This window comes from Endozoicomonas sp. ALB032 (assembly GCF_049310125.1).
GTDB lineage: Bacteria > Pseudomonadota > Gammaproteobacteria > Pseudomonadales > Endozoicomonadaceae > Endozoicomonas_A.
The window spans coordinates 6,375,150-6,399,035 of the sequence record NZ_JBLYNW010000001.1; the positions used below are offsets into that span (position 1 = coordinate 6,375,150).

General features: G+C 49.9%; 10 protein-coding genes. All 10 read left to right on the forward strand.

All coding sequences use genetic code 11. The features are described from left to right. Window positions 1-130: 130 nt before the first annotated feature. Complete coding sequence (argF, locus tag ACO6VG_RS23875; RefSeq protein ID WP_422475944.1) at window positions 131-1,132, forward strand: ornithine carbamoyltransferase; 1,002 nt, start codon at window positions 131-133, stop codon at window positions 1,130-1,132. 537 nt (window positions 1,133-1,669) lie between these two features. Then, complete coding sequence (locus ACO6VG_RS23880) at window positions 1,670-3,073, forward strand: V-type ATP synthase subunit B (RefSeq protein WP_422475946.1); 1,404 nt, start codon at window positions 1,670-1,672, stop codon at window positions 3,071-3,073. A gap of 3 nt (window positions 3,074-3,076) precedes the next feature. Continuing rightward, entirely contained in the window at window positions 3,077-3,733 is a 657-nt protein-coding gene (locus ACO6VG_RS23885) for a V-type ATP synthase subunit D (protein ID WP_422451436.1), read from the forward strand. Beyond that, window positions 3,723-5,531, forward strand: coding sequence for a V-type ATP synthase subunit I (locus tag ACO6VG_RS23890; protein WP_422134601.1), 1,809 nt, complete (start codon window positions 3,723-3,725; stop codon window positions 5,529-5,531). The genes ACO6VG_RS23885 and ACO6VG_RS23890 overlap by 11 nt, the downstream gene beginning before the upstream one ends. Window positions 5,532-5,533: 2 nt before the next feature. Beyond that, window positions 5,534-5,983, forward strand: coding sequence for an ATP synthase subunit C (locus ACO6VG_RS23895; protein ID WP_317145793.1), 450 nt, complete (start codon window positions 5,534-5,536; stop codon window positions 5,981-5,983). A gap of 51 nt (window positions 5,984-6,034) precedes the next feature. Continuing rightward, the gene (locus tag ACO6VG_RS23900; protein WP_422134602.1) at window positions 6,035-6,721 is read left to right on the forward strand and encodes an ATPase; all 687 of its coding nucleotides are present in this window, start codon (window positions 6,035-6,037) and stop codon (window positions 6,719-6,721) included. A 62-nt stretch (window positions 6,722-6,783) separates the two neighbouring features. Next, entirely contained in the window at window positions 6,784-7,485 is a 702-nt protein-coding gene (locus tag ACO6VG_RS23905; RefSeq protein WP_422134603.1) for a DUF2764 family protein, read from the forward strand. A 90-nt stretch (window positions 7,486-7,575) separates the two neighbouring features. After that, complete coding sequence (locus tag ACO6VG_RS23910; RefSeq protein ID WP_422134604.1) at window positions 7,576-9,435, forward strand: V-type ATP synthase subunit A; 1,860 nt, start codon at window positions 7,576-7,578, stop codon at window positions 9,433-9,435. A 477-nt stretch (window positions 9,436-9,912) separates the two neighbouring features. Further along, window positions 9,913-17,793 carry a hypothetical protein gene (locus tag ACO6VG_RS23915; protein WP_422475948.1) on the forward strand — a complete coding sequence of 2,627 codons (7,881 nt, stop codon included), beginning with the start codon at window positions 9,913-9,915 and terminating at the stop codon, window positions 17,791-17,793. Window positions 17,794-17,945: 152 nt separating this feature from the next. After that, window positions 17,946-23,708, forward strand: a complete 5,763-nt coding sequence (locus tag ACO6VG_RS23920) for a hypothetical protein (RefSeq protein ID WP_422475950.1) — start codon at window positions 17,946-17,948, stop codon at window positions 23,706-23,708. Window positions 23,709-23,886: the final 178 nt, after the last annotated feature.

Below are 23,886 nucleotides of genomic sequence, written 5' to 3' on the forward strand. Positions count from 1 at the left end.
ATCCGGTTTTTGCGCATATACTCTATTGCCTCCCGGAATCGTGTACCTTTACGTCTGGAGTGCCACCGGAAGATACGACCAGTGCATTTAGCATGTAACCATGCGCCTACCAAAAAGCAAGAGTAAAACGATGGATTTCAGACTGCCCAACCACCATTTCCTGAAACTGCTTGATTTCACTAAAGAGGATATTGCTTCGCTGCTCGATCTGTCAGCGCAGCTGAAGCAGGCCAAAAAAAGCGGTAACGAGCCCCGTTTTCTTGAGGGTCGCAACATCGCATTGATTTTTGAAAAAGCGTCCACCCGAACCCGCTGTGCCTTTGAAGTAGCCAGCTTTGATCAGGGTGCCAATGTGACTTACATTTCCGGTGGCTCACAGATGGGCAGTAAAGAATCTGTGAAAGACACTGCCAGGGTTCTGGGAAGAATGTACGACGGCATTGAGTTTCGTGGCCACTCCCAGCAGCATGTTGAAGAACTGGCAGAATACTCAGGCGTCCCGGTTTGGAATGGCCTGACCGATGACTGGCACCCGACTCAGATTCTGGCAGATTTTCTGACTATGCTGGAACATGGCAAAGGGCGCCCCCTGAACAAACTTAAGCTTTGTTATGCAGGCGATGGCCGGAATAATGTGGCGAACTCACTTCTGGTAGGTTGTGCCAAAATGGGCGTTGACTTCAGAATTGCCGCACCAGAAGGTTATACCCCTGCCCAGGAACTGCTCGAACGCTGCCAGCCATTAGCAGAAAAATCAGGAGCCAGAATCACCGTCACACAGTCCGTAGAAGAAGCGGTGCATGAATGTGACTTTATCTATACCGATGTCTGGGTCTCCATGGGTGAACCGGTAGCGGCCTGGGATGAGCGTGTACGTCTGATGACGCCCTATCAGGTGAATGCCTCTATGCTTGAAAAAACGGGCAATCCTGACGCCCGATTCCTGCATTGCCTGCCTGCTTTTCATAACGATGAAACGACTATTGGCCTTGAGATTGCCAGTAAATACGGCATGTCGGGCCTGGAAGTAACGGAAGATGTTTTTGAGTCTGAACACTCCATCGTTTTTGATCAGGCAGAAAACCGTATGCACACCATCAAGGCCGTTATGGTGGCTACACTAGGAGGCTGACCGAGAATAGCGCCCGTAGCGAGGACGGCAGAAAATTGAGGATGAAAATTCGGTTTTGTGAGGAGAATAGCGAGCTATTTGACGAACAAAAGCGGATTTTCAGACCAATTTTCTGCCGCCGCAGTAGGGCAGTCTATTCTCGGTCAGGCTCCTAGGAGCCTGACCGGTCAGAGCAAAACGACGGTAATCGAAGAGAGATATTTATTGTGCCAAGAGTGAACCTGACAAAGTCTCGAGACTGAAACGTCCGGAATTGTCTACTATTGAGTAAATTTTGCAATGCAACCCGGCTGCTGCAGAGACTGCGGAGCTATCACTCCAAAACCTTCTGCAGCCCGGTAGTATCTGATCGCCAGCCCCTCAAGTTTATAGGCGACAGATAACTTATGATTAACCAGAGGCCCTTTGATCCTGACCTGAACCGCCATGACCATGAGTTTCTTTTTTTAGGTTAAGAGAGGCACATGGTGATTAAGTTCCGGCTTTCCGGTCAATCGTCCTGATTTTTCAGTTCCCAAGCCGTATAGAGGAGCAGAAATGCCCCAGAGTCTATTGCGATACACCAACATTCTCAGCATTGTTGGTGACTTGATTCGCGTTCAAGTGCCTAACCTGACGGCAGGCAATTCCCGGGCCAGCTATGGCGATCTGGCGATGATCGAACAAAACGGACAGGTTTATTCCCTGGCCCAGATCATCAAGATTGATCACGAAGAAGTTTCCCTGCAGGTATTTGCCGGCACCAAGGGTCTCTCTACTGATGCCTCCGTCTGCTTCCTGGGCGAGCCTATGAAAGCCACCTATTCTCCCAACATCCTGGGCCGCATTTTTAACGGTGCCGGTGAACCTATTGATGGTGGTCCGGCTCTGGAGCAAGACCCCAAGGTTGAAATTGACGGCCCGTCGGTAAACCCAGTCCGTCGTGTACTGGCGTCAAGAATGGTACGAACCAATGTTCCAATGATTGACGTATTCAACACCCTGGTTGAATCACAGAAGATCCCCATTTTCTCGGTGGCCGGTGAACCTTACAACCGGTTCCTCGCCCGTATTGCCATTCAGGCTGAAGCTGACGTGGTCGTGTTTGCTGGCATGGGCCTGATCTTCGACGATTACCACTTCTTCCGTACAACCTTTGAAGAAGCCGGTGTATCTTCCCGAACCGTCATGTTTACCAACCAGGCCTCTGATCCGACCGTTGAACGTCTTCTGACGCCTGATATGGCGCTGGCAGTGGCAGAGCACTTTGCCGTGAACGAAAGCAAGAAGGTTCTGGTTCTGCTAACCGATATGACCTCCTACGCTGACGCCATGAAAGAGATCGGCGTAGCAATGGACAAGATCCCGGCTAACCGGGGTTACATGGGTGACCTCTACTCCCAGCTGGCCAAGCGTTATGAAAAAGCCTGTGATTACAAGGGTGCAGGCTCTGTCACCATCCTCGCGGTAACCACCATGCCGGGCAACGATGTCACTCACCCGGTGCCGGATAACACCGGTTACATCACCGAAGGTCAGTTCTACCTGCACAATGGCGTCATTGATCCATTCGGTTCTCTGTCCCGTTTGAAACAGATGATTCAGGGCAAAGAAACCCGCGACGACCATGCTCACATCATGAACACCATGATCCGTTTCTACTCCGACTCTGTGAATGCCCAGCAGAAACAGGCCATGGCCTTTGAATTGTCCAGCTACGACCTGAAAGCGATCGCCTTCGGTGAAAAATTCAAAAGTCGCTTCATGGTTCTTGAAGCCCGGATGGGTCTGGAAGAAGCCCTGGATCTTTGCTGGCAGACACTGGCTGAATGTTTTGAACCCGAAGAAACCCTGCTCAAACAGACCCTGCTGGACAAGTACTGGCCTGGTCTTGACGAAGCCAGAGAATCCGCCGGGGCCACTGAAAAGTCTGGCTCGGAAACAGCTGCAACAGAGGCTTAAACCATGGCCAAGGTAGCCCTCAATAAAAGCTCGCTGAACAAAGAAAAACGCAGCCTCAAAACCTACAACCGTTATCTGCCGGCACTGGAATTGAAGCGCCAACAGTTGATGGTTGAACGGAAAAAGGCTGAAGAGGCGCTGGCAGAAACCCGGTCTCATCTGGCGGACGTTGAGCGTCTGGTCAGGGAACAGCTCCCGATGCTGGCCCGGGAAGATGTGCCTCTGGAAGGATTGGTCAAGGTAACCAGAGTCAAATTGATCGATGAGAATATCGTGGGTACGGCAGTACCCAGGGTAGAGAACATCGCCATTAGCCTGAAAGCCTACAGTGACCTGGCCAAGCCAGTCTGGGTCGACTTTCTGGTTGAACTGCTTCAGCAGATGGTGCGTCTGCGCATTGAGTACCAGGTGCGCGAGCTGCGTCATAAAGAGCTCGACAAGGCCACCCGGACAACATCCCAAAGGGTAAATCTGTTTTCCAAGGTACTGATTCCGCAAACCCGCAAGAGTATCCAGAAAATCCAGATCTACCTGTCTGACCAGGATCGTGCCAACGTCATGAACGCCAAGCTCTCCAAGGGTAAAGTGCTGGCTCAGGAAGCCAGGTTGGCCAGAGCCCGTGAACTGGAATCACTGGAGGCAGACGTCAATGGCCATTAAACGGCTGAATAAAATTACCCTATACGGGCCCGGAGAAGACAAAAGCCGGATTCTTCAGGGACTCCAGACTCTGGGATGCATGCACCTGATTCCACTGTCCGATAACAACGTGGATCAGAGCCTGCGCATGCAACCGGCACAGGCCAGTGAAGCTATAGCCTGGCTGGAGCGCTCACCACGAACACGTCGACAGCTCAAAGACAAAAACCATGTCTGCATTGATCAGGTCGTTGCCGAGGTTCTGGACAACAAGACCTCTGTTCGGGAAGTGTCCGATGCCCGTGACAAACTGGTTGAGCGAATCCGTGAAGTTCGTCAGTGGGGAGAGTTCAGCTTGCCCAGCCTGTCCGACCTGAATGGCCAGCGCTTCTGGTTTTATGTCGTTCCTTTGGGTGAAATGGAGGCTCTCTCCGAAGTCCTGAAGGAAGATGACCTGCCCTGGGAGGAAATTCACAGGGACCATCGCCAGGCCTATGTGATTGTCATTTCTACCAGTGAACCGGCAGAAGACCTGCTGCCAGTACCACGCTCCCATGTAGGTATGGTGCCTCTTTCCAGACTTGAAACGGAACTGGAAGAGTCTGAGCATCTGCTGGAAGAACTGCTGGCAGAGCGTGAAGCTCTGACCCGCTGGCACTATCTGCTGGGTCAGACGGTGGCAGCCAGATTGGACCAGGCTGCCCTGGAAGAAGCCAGCAGTGGCACTCAGGATGAGGGAACTTTCTTCCTGGTTCAGGGCTGGGTAGCGGTATCGGAGAAAAAAGCGGTGGAGGCTTTTTGTCTGGAAAACGGCGTTGCGGCGATCTTCGAGGAGCCCTCTGAAGAAGACAATCCGCCTACCCTGCTGGCAAAATCCGACAGCATTGGCGGTGGCTCAGATGCATTGGGCTTCTTCCAGACACCCAACTATCGTACCTGGGACCCGGGCAATCTGGTCTTTTACTCGTTTTCACTGTTCTTCGCCATGATCATGAGTGACGCCATGTACAGCCTGCTGTTTGGTGGCATCGTGTTCATGTTCCGCAAGAACCTGAAAAAAACCGAGGCCGGTTCACGCCTGATGAATCTGGCTTACTTCATGTCAGCGGCCGGCGTTGTCTGGGGTGTTCTGATTGGCAGTTACTTTGGTGTGGCACCAGAATCGGGGGGGATTCTCGGTCATCTGGCCGTCATCAACCTGAACAACTACAGTGCCATGATGAAACTGTCGGTCTTTGTCGGTGTGACACATTTGATCATTGCCAACATCATGACGGCAGTGGTCAACCGGGGTAGCAGTCATGCGCTCGCCCCGGTTGGCTGGGCAATTATTATGGCCTCGGGTTTGTCAATGTGGCTGGGCACGACTGGTACTCTGCCGACTGTTTTTGCCGACAAGGTTGGACCTGCCGGGCTGATCACAGGTGCTTTACTGGTGTTCCTGTTTACCAGCACCCGTCCGGTTCGCTCCATCGGCAGTCTTTGCCTCAGAGGTCTGGACGGCCTGAAAGGTATTTATAACATCACCTCCGCTTTCGGTGACGTGCTGAGTTACATGCGTCTGTTTGCCTTGGGTCTTTCCGGTGCCTCCCTGGCAATGACCTTCAACACCCTGGCTATGGACGCCCTGGATTCCAGTCCGGTCATTGGCGTGCTGTTCAGCGGCCTGATTCTGCTGCTGGGACACATACTCAACTTTTCCCTTTGCATCATGAGCGGTGTCGTACATGGCATGCGTCTCAACGTGATTGAATTCGTTAACTGGGGACTGTCCGACGAGGGCTACCCATTCAAATCTTTTAGAAAACAAGAGGATTAAACATGGAAAATCTGATCTTGGCCCTGGGCTGGATAGGCGTATTTGCACCGGTTGCACTGGGGGCAGTGGGTTCAGCCATTGGCTGTTCAGTCGCTGGTCAGGCGGCCTGTGGTGCCATGCTGGATGTTGAAAGTGGCTACGGTAAATTTATCGGCCTGTCGGCAATGCCTTCATCACAGGTTATATACGGCATTGTAATCATGTTCACCCTCAGCGGTATCGGTGTTTCCGATAACAGCGCCCCGGGCCTGCTGGGTATTGGTCTGCTGACCGGTATTGCCCTGATGTACTCTGCTATCTACCAGGGTCAGGCAGTTGCCGCTTGTATCAATGCCTCCAAGAACAAACCGGAAGTCTTTGGCCTTTCCATTGCGCCTGCTGCAATTGTTGAGGGCTTTTCGGTATTCGCATTCGTATTTGCTCTGGTGCTGGGTCAGCAGATCACGGCCTGATCAGAAGACTGTGAACAATAGACGGTGGACTGTTAACCAGAGGAATAAATTATGACAGCAGCAATGAATCCTGGCGGCCAGAACGTCTCTGTTGGCGTCCAGGAGCTGATCGAAAAACTGCGCAATCAGGGCGTACAGGACGGTCGTGAGCGGGCTGACCGGATTGTCAGCGAGGCCCAGAGCCATGCCGCCGAGCTGGTCCGGGAAGCTCAGGCGAAAGCCGACATGATTGTCAGCAAAGCCCGTGAAGAGGCGGACTTTATCACCCAATCCGGTCAGGAAGCCCTGCAACTCGCGGAGCGTAATGCCGTTCTGGAGCTGAAAGATTACCTGTTGGAAAAATTCTCCGGACAGATCAGCGCCCTGGTCAGCGGCTCCCTCGAGAAAGAAGAAGTGCTCAAGCAGATGATTCTTGAAGTGGCGGGCGAAAATAACCTGCATGGCGAGAAAAACCTGGAAGTGGTCCTGCCTCGCAAGGTCATTGGTCTTGATGAGCTGCGCAAAAACCCGGACCTGGTTAAAAAAGGTCCTCTGTTGGACTTCGTCACTGGTCAGGCTGCTGAAATGCTTCAGGAGGGGGTGACTTTCTCGGTAGGCAAGACCAGTCAGAGCGGTATCAAATTCCGTCTTCAGGACAAGGAGATCGAAGTAGAACTGAGTGACCAAACCGTCACTGCTGTCTTACTGAGGCACCTACAGCCTCGTTTCCGGGCGCTGCTGGAAGGTATCGTCAAATAATGAGTTAAGAGTCGGAAGTTGACAGTCAAGACTGAAAACGCCGGACTTTTTGGGAGCATGAAATGGCAGAAAACGCCTATTACACCCTGGTGACTTCGCTGCCTCACATCGATTCACTGTTTGACAGCAAGATCACTCCGATCTCCCGTCTGCAACTGGATCGACGCCTCTCCATGTTGAATCAGGAAGACAAGGATACCCTGATCAAGGTCGAGCAGCTTATGCACTGGAGCCACCTGGGTGAAGATGTAGACGAGGCAGCCCTGATCAAGCTGGCTGCCCGTCTGCATGGAGAACTTCCCAGCCAGACTCTGCGTGATCTGATCAACTGGCGGCTGGACATGAGAACGGTCATGGCAGCACTGCGTCGTAAAATGCAGGGCAAGCAGGCACCGGGCGATCCCCAGTGGAGCTTCGGTACCCGCTATGCTTACATTCGTCGCAACTGGAGCAACCCGACACTGGGCCTTCAGCATGCCTTCCCATGGATTCCACAGGCTATTGATTGCCTGAACAAGCAGGACTATCTGACACTGGAGAAAACCCTGCTGGAAGCCGTGTGGCGCCGACTGGACGACGCTGGCAGACAACACAGCTTCGACTTTGAAGCGGTTGTGATCTATCTTCTGCGCTGGAACCTGGTCGCCCGCTGGACAGCCTACGACGGTGACCAGGCAGTGGAACGTTTTAACGAATTGACCGACCTGGCGCTGGGCGAATTTGTCCACCCACTATCTGGAACCAGTACCTGGGGGACAGCCTGATATAAGCAGCCATGAAAAGATACAGCATCCCTCTGATGCCTGAGGACTCTATCGTCATGGCAAGCAGTAAACAGCTTTTGGAAAACGCCAATGAGTGAACAGACAAACACAGAACCGGAACAGCAGGCACTGGCCCACGGAGCCTCTGCCCAAGTCGTTGCCGTAATGGGTGATATCATCACCATCAAGAGTCTGGGCAGTAAGCCACTGACCAAAAACGAAGTCGTCTATGTGATGCCCGGCCGTCGTTCCAATGAACAGGTTGAAGAGCAACTGATGGCGGAAGTCCTGAGGGTTCGCGGTGATATCGCAGATATTCAGGTTTACGAAGACACCCGGGGTGTCGCGGTAGGTGATGCTATCATCCAAACGGGGCAGCTGCTCTCACTGGAACTGGGTCCCGGCATTCTTTCCATGATCTACGATGGTCTGCAGAACCCTCTGGAAAGACTGGCGTCTCTGCACGGCAAGTTCTTGCAGCGTGGTGTTCAGATTGATGCGCTTGATCGCAGTCAGACATGGGCATTCACAGCTGTGGCCAAGATTGGCGACAAACTTCACGCGGGTGAAACCTTTGGTACGGTCCCGGAAGGTCGCTTTACCCACAAAATCATGATTCCTTTCAACACCGAAGGTGAAGTGGAAGTGATCTGGATTCAGGAAGGCTCCTTCAGCGTTGATACCGTTGTTGCCAAAGTGCGCAATCAGATGGGAGACGAGGTTGCCCTGACCATGGTTCAAAAGTGGCCAGTGCGTCACTCCATTTCTGAAACCCTGTCCAGAAAAGGTAAAACTGAACGTCAGTATCCTGATACTCCCCTGGTCACCACCCAGAGAATCGTGGACACTTTCTTCCCCATTGCCCGTGGTGGCACCGGTTGTATCCCCGGTCCATTCGGTTCCGGAAAAACGGTACTCCAGCACTCTTTCTCCCGTTACTGCGATGCCGACATCGTCATTGTAACAGCCTGTGGTGAACGTGCCGGTGAGGTGGTGGAAACCATTGAAGAATTCCCGCACCTGCAAGATCCAACAACAGGCGGCTCTCTCATCGACCGCACCGTCATCATCTGTAATACCTCATCCATGCCGGTAGCTGCCCGTGAGGCTTCTATCTACACGGGTCTGACACTGGGTGAGTACTATCGTCAGATGGGATACAACGTCCTCGCTCTGGCAGACTCAACTTCCCGCTGGGCCCAGGCCATGCGTGAGACCTCCAACCGTCTGGAAGAAATTCCGGGTGAAGAAGGCTTCCCTGCTTACATGGACTCCGCCATTAAAGGTGTATACGAGCGTTGTGGTGTGATTCGTAACGAAGAAGGAAACGAAGGTTCCCTGACTCTGGTAGGCTCCGTATCTCCTGCCGGTGGTAACTTCGAGGAGCCTGTCACCCAGGCCACTCTGAGTACGGTCAAAACTTTTCTGGGGCTGTCTTACGACCGCGCCTACAAGCGTTTCTACCCTGCCATAGATCCACTGATCTCCTGGTCCCGTTATCTTGATCAGTTGTCCGATTGGTACAGCAAAAACCTGTCCCCTGACTGGGTCGATACCGTCAAGGCAATGCAGGCTCTGCTTGTCAAAGGTGACAGCATTAACCAGATGATGCAGGTGACCGGTGAAGAAGGTATTACTCTGGAAGATTACGTTACTTTCCAGAAGTCTTTCTTCCTGGATATGGTTTACCTCCAGCAGGACGCCTTTGATGACGTCGACAGCAGTTGCCCACTGAGTCGCCAGCAGGCCTGCTTCGAGCTGGTTGTGAGCCTGATCAGTCAGCAGTACGCCTTCAAGGATAAAGAAGTTGCCCGTGACTACTTCGTCAAGCTGACCGGCCTGCTCAAGAACCTGAACTATTCACACGACGGTTCCCCTGAATACAACGGCTATCTGCAGAAGATCGAAGAGTTAAGGAGTCAGTACATTAGTACCGCAGCCGCAGCCTGATTCTGAGTGGCTCACCAGTTAGGCTGAGGCTACCGCCTCAGCCCACTTTCCCTTTTGACACTTTCCCTTTTGACACCCACCAGACGACGGGGATTACTGTTAGTCACCTGACAGGTTCCTGTTTCGCAGTTCGTTGCTCAGAGAACACAACAAACCGTGACTGGCTCCCATCAGACCTTCCCAATAATGATCTTCTGAAACAGCTGAAACAGGTCTCATATCTTTACCTGCTCATTGGCCAGAATTTGGATATTTAGACACTTGAACTTGCAGCTCTCCATTTAACTGCTAAAAGTTTTGGGTACTTACAAATTCTCTCAACCGCTTACCGGGACAGCCATGAGCGATTGACAGCCATGAGCGATTAACAGCCATACGCGATTAACAGCCATGAGCTACTGACCGGAATCTGCATCCTTGGCTGGTATGGAAATCACTTTTCGCAGTATCAGAAGTACTCCGCTCTGAGGTATTAGAATGACAAATACTCACCCCAATGCACTAAGCCTTGCTGTGACCTTTGCAATCTGCTCTTCCATCACTGGCACACAGGCACTGGCCGATCGCAAGCTGCAGACAAAATCTGCCGATATTCTGGGCAATGGACATGTGGAGTTCACTCAGAGTGTGGTCAGGGTTCAGCCAACTTCAGGTGATGACCAACAGCCAATACCCAAATCCATTACAACCACCTACCCTTATGAGCCTGCAGTAAATGAGGACCTTCTCTATCCTTCTATAAGCTTTTCAGAAATTTTTTATAATACTCGTTGCACAGTTTCCAGTGTTGATCAGTTTGAGACAGACGAGAATAATGTTGCCAGGAAATACACCAAAGTCCTGAAGGCGGGTAATGAGGGCGTATTCAGGATCACCCATAACCTTGAAGAAAACGAACTGCTCATTGAAGTCAGAGGCGGAATGACCGATCAGGATTCAATTGAGGTTATTCGTAAAGGATGGCAATCGCATGGCATCAAATCACTGGAACCGTCAACAAAAATCGCCACCCCCATACAACTGGCTGATGTGCTGGACGCCGCCAACGACAGAGCAGGAAACCTCGGCTCAAGTGATCACTATGTTGCCCTTGCCACCATAGAAGTAGAAAAAGTTGAGGTCAATGGGCGCACCTTCATGCGTCTTGTCGCTTCGGGCGTTCAGCCCCCTGAACTGGATCGTCTGGGGCAATCGCTCTTTGTCAATGACGATGCTCTCCTGGCAGCCGCCGCCTCTGCCTATATTCAGGTTCATGTTCTGGAAGAGGATTTACAACAGCAGGCTCTTAATGAACTCCTGGCACACAGCAAACCCGTCGGCTACGTTGTAAAGGCCGAAGATGACACAGAGGTTTATCCTGTGCCTGCGGGCTATCCGAAGCTGGAAGTATCAGAAGCTTCGGAGGGAGTGATTGTTTTCCATGGCCAGAGGCTGAATCCGCAAGATGTCGCTTTTGTAGAAAACCTCCATAAACTCTGGGTAGAAACAGAGGCAAACAAACCCGCTCCAGCAACAGTGGTCAATAAACATAAGGTCGGAAGCTACCAGTTCGCCATTCGATGCAGGCAGATGGCACTGCTGGAGGAGCTTGTAGCGACGCACTCTACCGGAGCTGACAAAGATCAACCGGTGACGTATACAGACGAAGATCTGCAGGCGTTTCGTGCGCTTTCACACTACGAATATCTCCAGCAGGCATTGGCCAGTGCTGCTGCAGCAGCTCCAGCAGATGAATTTGAATTCTCAATGGAACAGGTCAGAGTTGCTTCGTCTGTCATCACGCCAACCTGGATGCAGATTCAACTCGCCAGACACTTCAGTTTCAAACCCGCACTAAGACACCATCTAATCATTAAGAGTTTTGCTAAGGGTATTTTGAGTAATCTACTCACCGCCGACTCATTAATGCTCGATGCTTTAGCTCACAACGAAGAGTTTGCTTCCAGAGTCTTGAGCGACATCGCCAACCAAATGGTTCAGATGGAAATGAAGCTGACAAAGCATATGGCCTTAGAGGGTAAGCTGGCTCAGATTACAAACGAGCTGAAACTCCTGTCGGAGAAAGCCGCTATCAGTGAGGAAGAAAAACTCTATGCAGTTCAACTCAAGCAAAAAGTTGAGAGTCAGCTTGCAGAGAATCGTGAAGTGATTGAACAGCTGCAAGAGCATTCAGATCAACTTAAGCAGGAAGTCAAACGAATTCCAGAGCTGGAACAACAAGTTAGTCATGCCAGAGAAGAGGCCATAAAAAATTACAACACTCAACTGGCAGCAGAACTGGGTATTGACAACTGGGATAATACCCAGCCATCCGAAGAACAAATCAGACTCATTATAAAAAAAATTCATAAAATGAACCTGGCGGTGGCCGCAACATTCGCTGCAACAGGAGAGTCTTATGAAGAAGCTCCAGAGGCAAAACTGGCGGCGATTGAAAGCGTGTTAGGAATTACTCCGGACGATGAAAGCGATCTGGGTTCCCGCTTTGCGTTTATTCAAGAGTATATGGAGCAACGGGCAGAACTCGCCGAAGAAGAAGCGCTGGCTGTTATAGAAGATCAACTCGGGCTGATGCCGATTAACAAAGATGACCTGAAGGCCCGTCACCAGGCCATTCAGAAACATCTTGAGCATCAGCAGGGGCTGGAAATACAGAAAAAACAGTTGACAGATCTTCGGAAGGAAGTCGATCAAACTCTGAATAAGAGAAAAGACTATCACATAACATTAACAGCACACATAGACAAATATAACATCCAGCTGGCAGAAGAGCTTGGTATTGATAGCACGCCATCAGAAGAGCAAGCCAGACTCATCAGAGAGAAAATTAACGAAATCGAGAGTTCAGCTGCCGCAACAGAACAACAGCGGGCTGAAGCTTTAAAAGTAAAAATGGCGGAGATTGAAAAAGGGCTCAAACTGACTCCAGACAATGAAAACGATCTGATTAGCCGCTTTGAGTCCATTCACAAGGCCGCCCAATACTTCAAGCAACTGCAGATAGAAGTAACCGATGATGTCGTAAAAAACAGGCTGACAGACATTGAAATACAGCTCGGCCTTTTCCCGGTTGACGATAAAAATCTGGAAGCCCGTTTCCAGACTGTTCAGCTGCACCTGAAACAGCAGGCAGCTCAGATAGATCGAGAACGCTTTCTGCAGCAGAACATCAGAAAAGATTCGAAAGTAGTCGCTGAAATCAAACCTCGCTATGCAACCATTGCCGCACATCTGAACATTCAGAATTTTGATAGCGATGCAGATATTGATGAACAGCAAGAAAGCCTGCTTAAAAAAATCAAGATGATGGAGAATTCAAAACAGTACCTGATTCAAAGACTTTCGGCACTGGAAGACCATCCGGAACGGCTGCATCATAAAGTTGAGGCTGATCGACAGGATGCAGAGAATTCTTACACCGAGGCCAGAAAAGGCGCTTTAGAAGCGGTTCTTGGTATTAAGCTGAATGAGGAAGACCCCGTCACTCTGGAGTCAACCGTCCATGAGAAGCTCTCCAGACTTGCAGAACTGGAACAAGAACTGGAAGACGTCAGAACTCCGGGTCATCCCAAAGCCAAGCCTGAAGTAATTGAGAAACTGAGTGCCGTGGAAAATGCCATGGAGATGACTCTCCCCGGTGGAGAGGAAGACGTTTATCTCCGGCGCGAGGCTATTTCTGATGACATAAAGACATACATCATGGAAGCCGAAAAAAGGTCAGAGGAAGAGGCTCTGAACATACTGGAAGCACTGGAAGAAATATTCCACCTCGAAATCGACAAATATGCTGGCAAAGAAGCAAGACTTGAAACAGTTCGTTCAAAGTTTAACGGTGATGATATATCAGAATACCAGCTGGACGAGATGGTTAAGATCCTCACGGACGACATAACGCTGGTGGATCCGGAGAAAGGAGATATACGGCTCGACAGGCTTCGTGAGCATCTGACCTCTCGAGTCGAAGAATCCGATCTGCGAGCCAGAGAACACCAGCTTAATTATCTTACTGCTATTGAGAAAAAGCTGGGTATCAACCCTCAGAAAAACCCTGCTGCTAATAAAAGACACGAGGCTTTCACTGACAAGCTGGCCAGTGATATGAAGTTAGAGTTTGAAAAGGATCTCAGCCTGTCTGACCGGATGTATGCTCTGGGTGCCGTACTTCACAAAATGATGGATGAATTACACAAAGGCTATAGGGATGAAGCTGCCAAAAGAACCTTTAACAATCGATTGGCTCGTAAACTCAACGTTAAGGAGTATAAAGATGATGCCGCTATCCACGACCAGATCGAGCTGATTAACGGCAAACTCCAGCAACTGACACAGCAACTGGATCAAGAATCGATGAATGCAGGTCAGCCTGAAGTTGAAGAGCGTGTCGCAGCCATTGAAGATGAGCTTGACAGGCAATTGGGCCGCCTTGGACCTAAACCCCGATTCGTTCTTGAACGTGATGTCGCCACAGCCAGGCAAGTCATAGAAAGAGCTAACACTGAGCTGGCAGGTGCTCATCGCAAGCTGAATGATCTTCGTCGCAAACAATTAGTGCTGGTAAATCGCGATGGTATTGAACCTATCTCGGATGAAGATAACAGCGCTCTCAATCAGGCAATGGAAAAAATACAGACCGAACTGGGTCTGCCTGCAGGTGACGAACAAACCACTGAAGAACGAGTAGACGACATCAACCGCTTTATGCAGAGAGACGGTGCAGAGAGACGAGATGAAATCATTGATAAACTGGAGGCTGCCACAAAAAACCTGAACATCCAGATAAAAGATCACCTCCGATTACCGAAACAAGCTGATTATTTTGCCATTACAGCCTTCGCAAAAATTCATGGCCGGGACGAAATCAATGAAGTCGATGAAACATTAGGTGAACTGCCTTTAACCAGAAAAAAATACACTCAGGTCACGGAATTCCTGAGTGTACACGACAGAAAAGGCATGGACATAGAATCTGCACGGCATCAAAAGGCGCTTGCACAAGAGAATCTGGATCGTAAAAAAGAGGAGATTAACAAAGCCGGAGGCATCGAACAAAAAGTTAAAACCGAACATGAGAACGAATTTGAATCGCAGATTACAGACCCTGAGCAGACCGACCTGAAGCAAACCCCGGAGCAGAAAAGTGACGCTGAATCAGAAGCATCGAAAGTTCAGGAGGCTCATAAAGCGAATATTGAAGCCACTGAGAAAGCCACAGGTCCTGAACCAGACTCTACCGATATCGAGAAACGGGATGCCCTGAGATGTTTGATCGCCAACGATGCATCGGTAGTGGCTCGTCGGCTTGCTGTGCAAGAGAACCTGGATCGAAGAAAAGAGGCTATTGCAGCCACTGAGAAAGCCACAGGTCCTGAACCAGACTCTACCGATATCGAGAAACGGGATGCCCTGAGATGTTTGATCGCCAACGATGAATCGGAAGTGGTTCGTCGGCTTGCTGTGCAAGAGAACCTGGATCGAAGAAAAGAGGCGATAGAAAACGAGATAGAGCTGCTGGATCTGGCCCTGAAGCAGAAAAGTGATGCTTTATCAAAAGCAGAAATCGCTCTGATGGAACATCACAAAACGGCTCTTGAGGCCACTGAAGAAGCTGTGGGTCTCAAACCAGACGCTTCTGAAACCAATGAACAACGGATTGATGCCCTTAGAAAAAAACAGCTGCAACTGGGCGGGGAAGATGGCACTGGCGGCAGGATCGAGCGACTGATTCAGGAACAGGGCCGCCTGGAAGGTGAGATAGAAACCAGAAAAGCAGACATTGAGAGAATGAAGGAGAACCTGAAGACTGCAGAGCAAACCGCCGAAAACGACGGCGGCCCCTTCCAGTACACACCGAGACAGGTAAAAGTTCTGGCTGATATTTACGATTTCACGCAGCAGCACTCTCTCTGGAAACAAGCTCTGGAAGCCGCAATAGGTCTGGCAGCCTCTTCAGAAAAGAGCAGAAAGGCAATACCTTGCCTTGCGACCTTCGATTTTGACGATGAGTTTGCGCCCATTCGCTTACAGGCAATGGCCGGACAAGATCTGACGTTTGATCAGGCCGGTCGGATGCTGGAAGTTTTCAGAAGCCTCAAGGCAGACTTCCCCTCCCCCCCTCCTCCTTTCGAGCCTGAGAGAGATCAGCCCCAGACCCTCATTGAACAAGTCCAGATTCTGGCGCACCGAGCCAGGAATGAGATAGGAAGAGGTGCTAAATATTACGACGAAATCATTAACGGCATGGGTGAAACAGCCATTTACTTCGTCGAACATGAATCAGGGCACCTGAAAAGCTTCTCGGAATACTTCGAGATCCATTCTGCCAGTGGTAACAAGATCATAACACTGCTGCGTGAAGGTCTGATCAGCAAGGTTGAACTTGAGAACTACATAAAGGCCGTCAGAGGTGTCGACGGTTATCAGACAGTGGATGAGTTTGAACACTTCCTTGGCTACAACCAGGGCGTCAAGGTGCCTGAGTTCAGGAAGGTTGTTCAGATGCTGTCCGACAAGGGGGCTGAGGAACTTATGCGCAGTGCCTTTACTCCTGTGGCCGTCACCGGCTCTGGCCCAGCCGGTATGAAAGAGTCTGTTGCCGGCATGAAAGACTACGCAGCTGCGGTCATCGCCAATTACGTTCTTGACGATATTGCCTTTGAAAACGGCCGCAAGACGGCGGCATTTCTGGCTAATGTTCAGGATACCCTGACACCTTATGCCCACATTGCTGGCCTGCCTGAATCCGACCTGATCAAGATTATCAACAGCACATTGATGCAGGCTCATGCTGCAGCGGTTGAGCAACAGCTCAATGAGTACTGGGTCAGACCTTCAGCCTTCCTGGTACAGGCTGTCACCTGGTACTTCTCAAGCTACAAACCACTACTGGTGGCCCATACCGCCTGCCAGGCTGCCAGGCTGTCACTCTCAAACATGTCATTCCTCTATCTGCTGGACCTGACCAACAGGGGTGATTACGCACACAGAATGATCACACCTTTCGAGCACTGGCTGGAACGCTATGGTGTTGATTCTCAACGAGCCGGCCAATACGCCTACCATAATCAAATTGAGCAAGTCTCCGAAGTGGGCGGGCTGGCCATGCCATTGGGTAAAGCTGCTTCCTCCGTCATTCTGCTGAAAACCGGCTCCATGCTGTTTGCCCGGCAGCACAATGCCAACCCCCATATGTATCGCAGTATTTCCCGTCTGGTGCCCGAAATAGTGAAATCCATGGGTTCCGCGCAAGGGGTTCAGGTACCGCTGCTGCGCCGGGTGACACCACAAAAAGTGAAAAGTCTGGCCTCTGCCACCGCCGGCCTCATGCTAGGTCCGGTAGCTACTGTTGGAGCCTACGCCCATGGGCTGATCTCCGGTTTTACCTATGCTCAAACATTTGGATTTGCCCTGGCGTCGAGCCTCACTTTCGACTTCTTTATGAACGACAATAAAATACTCACTCAGTGGCTCGGTGGCCCCCTGGGCCGAAGTCTTGACAAAATTAATCGCTGGCGAGGCGTGGGCGAATCGGACCATGAATATGTGAGACGTACGGCCATTGCCACACCTCAACGCTCCGGTGAAAGCGACGGGGAGTATGCAAATCGTGTTAAAACGGGCAACATGATGCTTGGCTGGACAAGACATGAAAATTATCTGCAGTTCCGCGAACGCCGTGATCGCACCATAAAACTCTTTGAGCATGGCTGGGAGAAATACTTCAAAGAAAATGTGCCCAAATGGTCATTCTCCCATTCAGAGAGTGTGCCCTACTCTTACACTCTGGGTACCTTCTTCGAAGGGCAAAAGCGCGATGATAAGCAACTTTCTGCCCACGATAGCCCCTCCTCTCAATCAAGCTTTCTGCCCGGAGCCGTGGGCGATCAGCTTGATGGTAATGAGGAGTGGTATATGACTCCCGATGCAGAGCTGCTTTCTGAGCCCACAGAGACCAGTTCGGTGAAAGAGCCTGATCAAGCTGCTGAAATGGACGACCTCGAAAAAGACGATACATGGAAAAATACTGAATCTGCACTGGTAACTCCTGCAGCCACAACTACAACCACAACCGCTGAAGTACCAATAATGCCGACCACTACAACATCACCAACCAGTGCGACGCTGGTGGTCACTGCGGGTGTAACGGTTGCTTCTGACACCGTGGAGGCAACTCCCCTGCCAGAGCCTGAAGCAACTCCAGCTGCTTCCTCCACACCGGCCACCACAGGGACTTTAGCGCCTGATGACACCTTGGCAGCCAAGGCTGATCCTGAAGACAATCTTGATATTGAGGCTGTGATTAAGGATTTCGAACTTGATGAAGATTGGGGTGACAATAAAAATCCCCGCGACGAACTTTAATATCAGAAACCAGTGGATGACCTCTTCATAGCCACCCAAAAGAAACCGGCATAAAAGGATACATACCGGTTTCTTTCTGATTGGGCTACCGATTAACACCTGTAAGAAACCACTTTCCACACTAATCGGGTACTCATCTCCGAGGAAGTAGAATGACAAATGCTTGCCCCAATGCTTTAAGCCTTGCTGTAATCGCTGTGATCGGCTCGTCCTTCACTGGCACACAGGCACTGGCTAATCGATGGCTGCATACCAAATCTATCCATATTCAGGCCAGTGGACATGAGGAGTTTCCCCACAGTGACGTTATGATTCGACCAACTCCAGGTCCTGACCAGCAGCCAATACCCAACTCCTTTACAACCACCTACCCTTATACTATCGACAGAGAACACTACTATCACCTTCCTTCTGCAAGCTTTACACAAAGAATTTCTAATGTTGGTGGCAAAGTTTCCAGTGTTGACCTGTTTCAAACAGGCGACAATGGCGTTGCTCAAAAATACACCAAAGTCCTGAAGTTAGATGATGAGGAAGTCTTCAGGTTCACCCATAACCTTGAAGAAACGAAACTGTTCATTGAAGTCAGAGCCGGAATGACCGATGAGGATTCAATTAATGCTTTTCGTGCATTTCATGACGAGAAGCCATTAGAACCATTGACGAAAATCGCCGCCCCCCAGCAACTGGATGAGTTACTGGCAGCTGTCTACGACAGAAAAGGAAAGCTGGGCGCCAATGATCACTTTATTGCCCTTGCCACCCTTGAAGTAGAAAAAGTTGAAGTGGATGGACGTACTTTCATGCGTCTTATCGCTTCGGGGGATCAGCCCCCTGAACTGCAGCGTCTGGGTCAATCACTCTTTATCAATGAGGAGGCTCTTCTGGCAGCAGCCACCTCTGCCTATATCCAGGTTCATGTCCTGGGAGAGGACTTACAACAGCAGGCTCTTAATGAACTCATGGCCCACAGCAAACCCGTCGGTTACGTTGTACACGTCGACGATGACACAAAGTTTTATCCTGTGCCTGCGGGTTATCCAAAACTTGAAGTAGCAGAAGCTTCGGGGAAAGAGATTGTTTTCCATGGTCAGAGGCTGAGTCCGAATGATATAGCCTTTGTAGAAAAGCTCTCTAACCTCTATTACCTCTGGGAAGAAGTTGAGGGTAATAACCCCGTCCCTGCAGTGTTAGCAAAGGTTGAAAAACATAAGGTCAAAAACTACCAGCACGTCATTCGAAGCAGGCAGATGGCAATACTTGAGGAGTATGTTGCGCGGCACGATGCTGTCGTTCACGAAGATCAACCGACGACGCTCACAAACGAAGATAAACTGGCAATAGATGCACTTGCTCACTATGAATATCTCCAGCAGGCGTTGGCCAGTAATGCTCCAGCTCGTTCGATTCAGGTCCCTGAATTTGAATTCACCCTGGAACACATCAGGGTTGCTTCGTCGGTCATCACGCCAGAATGGCTGCATTCTCAACTCATAGAACACTTCAATTTCAAACCCGTATTCAGAAATCTTCTGATTAACCCGCATTTTGTCCAGGATATTCAGAATGTTATACCCATTAACAACCATGACAGCCAGGTGCAAACCGGTCATCATGAGAAGGACAAAAAGTTTGCTGCCAGAGTCATAGGAGACATGAACAGACAGCTGCTTAAAAAACTGGACAAGCTGTATGCAAAAGAAAGTGACCTCTTAGGACTTCATGACTACTTAAAGTCCAGAATCGGAGTAGCCAGTCCCAGTCGCAAGGAAAAGCTGGGTGAGCTGCAACAACGCTATTGGGAAGTTAAGGATGAGCTTGTAAAGATTCATGTCGAACTGGAATACCTGGAAAATATGGAACTGAAACTTCTGCTGGATGCTCAACGAATCCCGGAGCTGGAAACACAAGTTCGTACTATCAGAACAGATGTCACAAAAGCCCTTAACGCTGAAAGAGAAGCAGAAGTCAAAGCACACCATGCAACCATTGCCAGTCATTTAAACACCATGAATTTTGATAGCAATAAAGATGGAGTGCTTGGGAAACTGACCGCCGTGGAAAGAACCCTGTACATGGATGACCCCGATAGCGTTGATGACGTGTATCACCGTCGTCAAGCCATTTCTGATGAAATTCAGACATACATCATAAAAATCAGACAGCAGGCAGAGGAAGATGCTCTAAAAATACTGCAAACAGTAGAAGAAATATTCAAAATCCAAGTTAACAAAGACGATTACAAAACAGCAAGGCTTGAAAGGGTTCGTACAAAACTTGTCAGCAATGATGTCTCAGAAGACATGCTGAATACGATAGAAGATGCCCTCTCAAAAGAAAAGATGATACCTGCGAGCGTAAAAAAGGCATCAAAACTCAGGAAGATTCAAGGGTATCTTACCTACCATGTCGAAAACACGGATGCGCGAGTCTTTAATCATCAGAAAGACCTGCTTGAAATGATAGAGCACGTTCTGCTTATCTCCTCCGATATAAACCATGGAGCTATAGAAAGAGGCAAAGCTTTCGTTGCCAAGCTGGCCAATGAGCTGGGATTAACTATTGAAAACGATGACTACCTGTACAACAGCAAGTATGTTGTTGGAGACAAAATTCAGGCATTAATAACAGAAGTAAACGAAGCCAATGGCGATGAAGATGTCAGAAGACGCAGAAACAATGAAATGGCTTCTCAACTCAACATTGCGGCCTATAAAGATGATGCCAGCATTGACGACCAGAACTTTCTAATTAAAAGAACACTCCAACAGCTGAATGAAGAAGTTTCCAAAGCAGGTATTGTCAGCATTAATGAGCATATCACAGCCATTGATACAGAGCTTGACAGGCAATTGGCCTGCCTGGGACCCAAACCCCGATACGTTCTTGATCGTGAGCTAGCCAGAGCCAGACAAGCAATACAAAAAGCTGAAACAGAGCTAACAGATGTTCATCGAAAACTGAACAGGCTTAGTGGCAAAAACGTGTTATTTGCCGGGAGTCGTGCTGACCTCCGACATATCTCAGATAAATACGACACAGCAATCAATCAGGTAATGAAAGAATCTCAGACCGACTTGGCGCTGGATGCAGGTAACGAACAACACCCTCAAGAGATAATGGAGGATGTCAAAGATTTCCTGTCGGGACACAGCAAAGAGAAGCAGGATTTAATCGTTGAGCAACGGGTAGGCAAAACAAATACCAACATCCAGATAAAAGAAAATGACGAAATTTTACCGGAAGAGGCTGATTACTTTATTGTCATTCGGAGCAGAAGAGATAATCACGATCAAGACAAAACCCATGAATTCGATGAACTATTGGGTGAACTGCCTTCAGCCAGGAAAAAGTACTTTCGGGTCAGGCAACTACTGCGTATTCACGACAAGAAAAATAGGGAGTTGACCAATGCACGGCTTGAAGAGAGGAACGCACAAGAGAGTCTTGATCTTAAAAAAGAGGAGATCAAGCGTTTTGGAAACACCGGTGAAAAGGCCGAAACCGAACAGAAGAACGAAATAACCCGCCTGAACACAGCCCTGGAGCAGAGAAGTGAAGCGGTATCAAAAGCAGAAGAGGACCTGATCGATTTTCATAAAACGTTTCTTGACCCCATGGAAAAAACCATGGGTCTTGAACCAGACGCCACTGACACCAATGAACACCGGGTTAATGCCCTGAGAAACAGGCTGGTAAAACTGGGCGGTGATGATGGTTCTGGCGGCAGGATTCAGCAACTGAGTCAGGAGCAGGCCCGTCTGGAAAGAGAGATTGAAGTCAGGAAAGCAAACATTGAGAGAATGAAGGAAGTCCTGAGGGCCGCAGAGGAAGCCGTCGAAAATGACGGCGGTCCCTTCCAGTTCACACCTAGACAGGCAAAAGTTCTGACCGATATGGACACCTTCACAGAGCAGCACCCTCTCAGGCAACAGGCTCTGGATGCCGCACTGGACCTGGCAGAATCAGCCGTCAAAAACGGTAAAACAATACCCGGCCTTGCGACGTTTGATTTTAACGATGAATTTGCACCGATTCGCCTGCAGGCAATGGTCGGAGACGATCTGCCCTTTGATCAGGCCAGTCGGATGGTGGAGGTCTTCAAGAGCCTGAAGACGAGCTTGCCTTTCGGGCATTCAGAAGATCAATCTCAGAATGTCATTGAGGAAGTCCAGAATCTGGCGCTAAGGGCCAGGAATGAGATAAAAACCGGGGCTCAACAATACGACGATGGAATACGCGGCATGGGCAAAAGAGCCACTCACTTCGTCGAGCATAAACCAGGGGACCTGAAAGACTTTTCGGAATACTTCGCTGCCCACTCTGTCAGTGGTGGCAGGATCATTGCTTTGCTGCGGGAAGGACTGATCAGCAAGATCGAGCTTGGAAACTACATGAAGGCCATCAGAGGTGTCGATGGTTATCAGACTGTGGATGAATTTGAACACTTCCTCGGCTACAAACACGACGTCCATATACCCAACTTCAAGAAGGTTGCCCGGATGCTGTCCGACAAGGCTGTTGAGGAATTCATGCAAAGTGCCTTTGATCCAGTAGCTGTCACAGCCACTGGCCCGACGGGTATGAAAGAGTCTGTTACTGGCATGAAAGAGTACGCAGCTGCGGTCATCGCCAACTACGTTCTTGATGATATTGCCTTTGACAATGGTCGTAGGACAGCAGCATTCCTGGCCAATGTTCAGGATACCCTGGCACCTTATGCCCGTGCTGCCGGAATATCTGAATCAGACCTGATCGAAACTGTTCATGGCACATTAATGCAGGCTCATGCCGCAGCGGTTGAACGACAGCTACTGAATTACTGGGTCAAGCCTTCAGCCTTTCTGGTACAGGCTGTCACCTGGTACTTCTCCAGCTACAAACCCCTGCTGGCTACCCACACCACCTGGCAGGCTGCTGAGCTATCCCTCTCGAACCTGTCGTTCCTCTATCTTCTGGATCTGACCAGCAGAGGAGATTACCTGCATCGGATGCTGATACCTTTCCAGCACTGGCTGGAATCTTATGGTGTTGATCCTGATCGAACCGGGCAATATGCTTATCACCGTGGCATTGAACAAATCTCCGAATTGGGCGGGCTGGCCATGCCATGGGGTAAAGCCGCTTCCTCGGTCATTCTGCTGAAAACCGGCTCTATGCTGTTTGCCCGACAGTACAACGCCAACCCGCAGATGTATCGCAGCATTTCCCGTCTGGTGCCGGAAATAGTGCAATCCATGGGCTCCGGACAGGGAGTTCAGATACCGCTGCTGCACAGGGTGACACCACAAAAAGTGAAAACCCTGGCCTCTACCACAACCGGTCTGCTGCTGGACCCGGTAGCCACCTTCGGAACATACGCCCACGGTCTTTTATCCGGGTTTACCTACGCCCAAACATTCGGATTCGCGCTGGCGTCCAGCCTCACTTACGACTTCTTTATGAACGACAACAAGATGCTCACTCAATGGCTGGGTGGACCTTTGGGCCGTAGTCTTGACAAAATTAATCGCTGGCTGGGCGTGGGTGAAACGCAAGATAACTATGTGAAACGTACGACTGTTGCTTCACCTCAACGCGTCAGTGAAACCGATAAAGACTATACAAACCGTGTTAAAGCCAACGGCACCCTGTATGGCTGGACACGACACGAAAATTACCTTCAGTTCCGTGAGCGTCGGGATCGCACCATGAAGCTATTCGAGAATGGCTGGGAGAAATACTTCAGGGAAAATGTGCCTAGATGGTCATTCTCCCACGCAGAAAGCATTCCTTACTCTTACACTCTGGGTGCCTTCTATGCATTGCAACAAGACGATAGCAAGACAGCTACTTTTTATGATAAGAGAAATGCTCTTCAAGCCACATCAACTCCCGAAAGTAGTGCAGCGTCTGGAAAAAAACTGCAGCCGTGAAACCTTCAGCTGAACCCTTCATAGCCATCCAAAAGAAACCAGTATAAAGCGATACGTACTGGTTTCTTTGACACCCGTCTGTCGATTAAGTTCTGCTAAAAGGTATTAATGCATTCCTTCCCTGAAAAATCACTCAATTATACTGCCACTGCCCTTTATCACTGTGAACTAAATTTGC

Bases quoted from the DNA above. Each gene is read 5' to 3' on its own strand.
- argF (WP_422475944.1), top strand. From the start codon at position 131: ATGGATTTCAGACTGCCCAACCACCATTTCCTGAAACTGCTTGATTTC.
- ACO6VG_RS23880 (WP_422475946.1), top strand. From the start codon at position 1,670: ATGCCCCAGAGTCTATTGCGATACACCAACATTCTCAGCATTGTTGGT.
- ACO6VG_RS23885 (WP_422451436.1), top strand. From the start codon at position 3,077: ATGGCCAAGGTAGCCCTCAATAAAAGCTCGCTGAACAAAGAAAAACGC.
- ACO6VG_RS23890 (WP_422134601.1), top strand. From the start codon at position 3,723: ATGGCCATTAAACGGCTGAATAAAATTACCCTATACGGGCCCGGAGAA.
- ACO6VG_RS23895 (WP_317145793.1), top strand. From the start codon at position 5,534: ATGGAAAATCTGATCTTGGCCCTGGGCTGGATAGGCGTATTTGCACCG.
- ACO6VG_RS23900 (WP_422134602.1), top strand. From the start codon at position 6,035: ATGACAGCAGCAATGAATCCTGGCGGCCAGAACGTCTCTGTTGGCGTC.
- ACO6VG_RS23905 (WP_422134603.1), top strand. From the start codon at position 6,784: ATGGCAGAAAACGCCTATTACACCCTGGTGACTTCGCTGCCTCACATC.
- ACO6VG_RS23910 (WP_422134604.1), top strand. From the start codon at position 7,576: ATGAGTGAACAGACAAACACAGAACCGGAACAGCAGGCACTGGCCCAC.
- ACO6VG_RS23915 (WP_422475948.1), top strand. From the start codon at position 9,913: ATGACAAATACTCACCCCAATGCACTAAGCCTTGCTGTGACCTTTGCA.
- ACO6VG_RS23920 (WP_422475950.1), top strand. From the start codon at position 17,946: ATGACAAATGCTTGCCCCAATGCTTTAAGCCTTGCTGTAATCGCTGTG.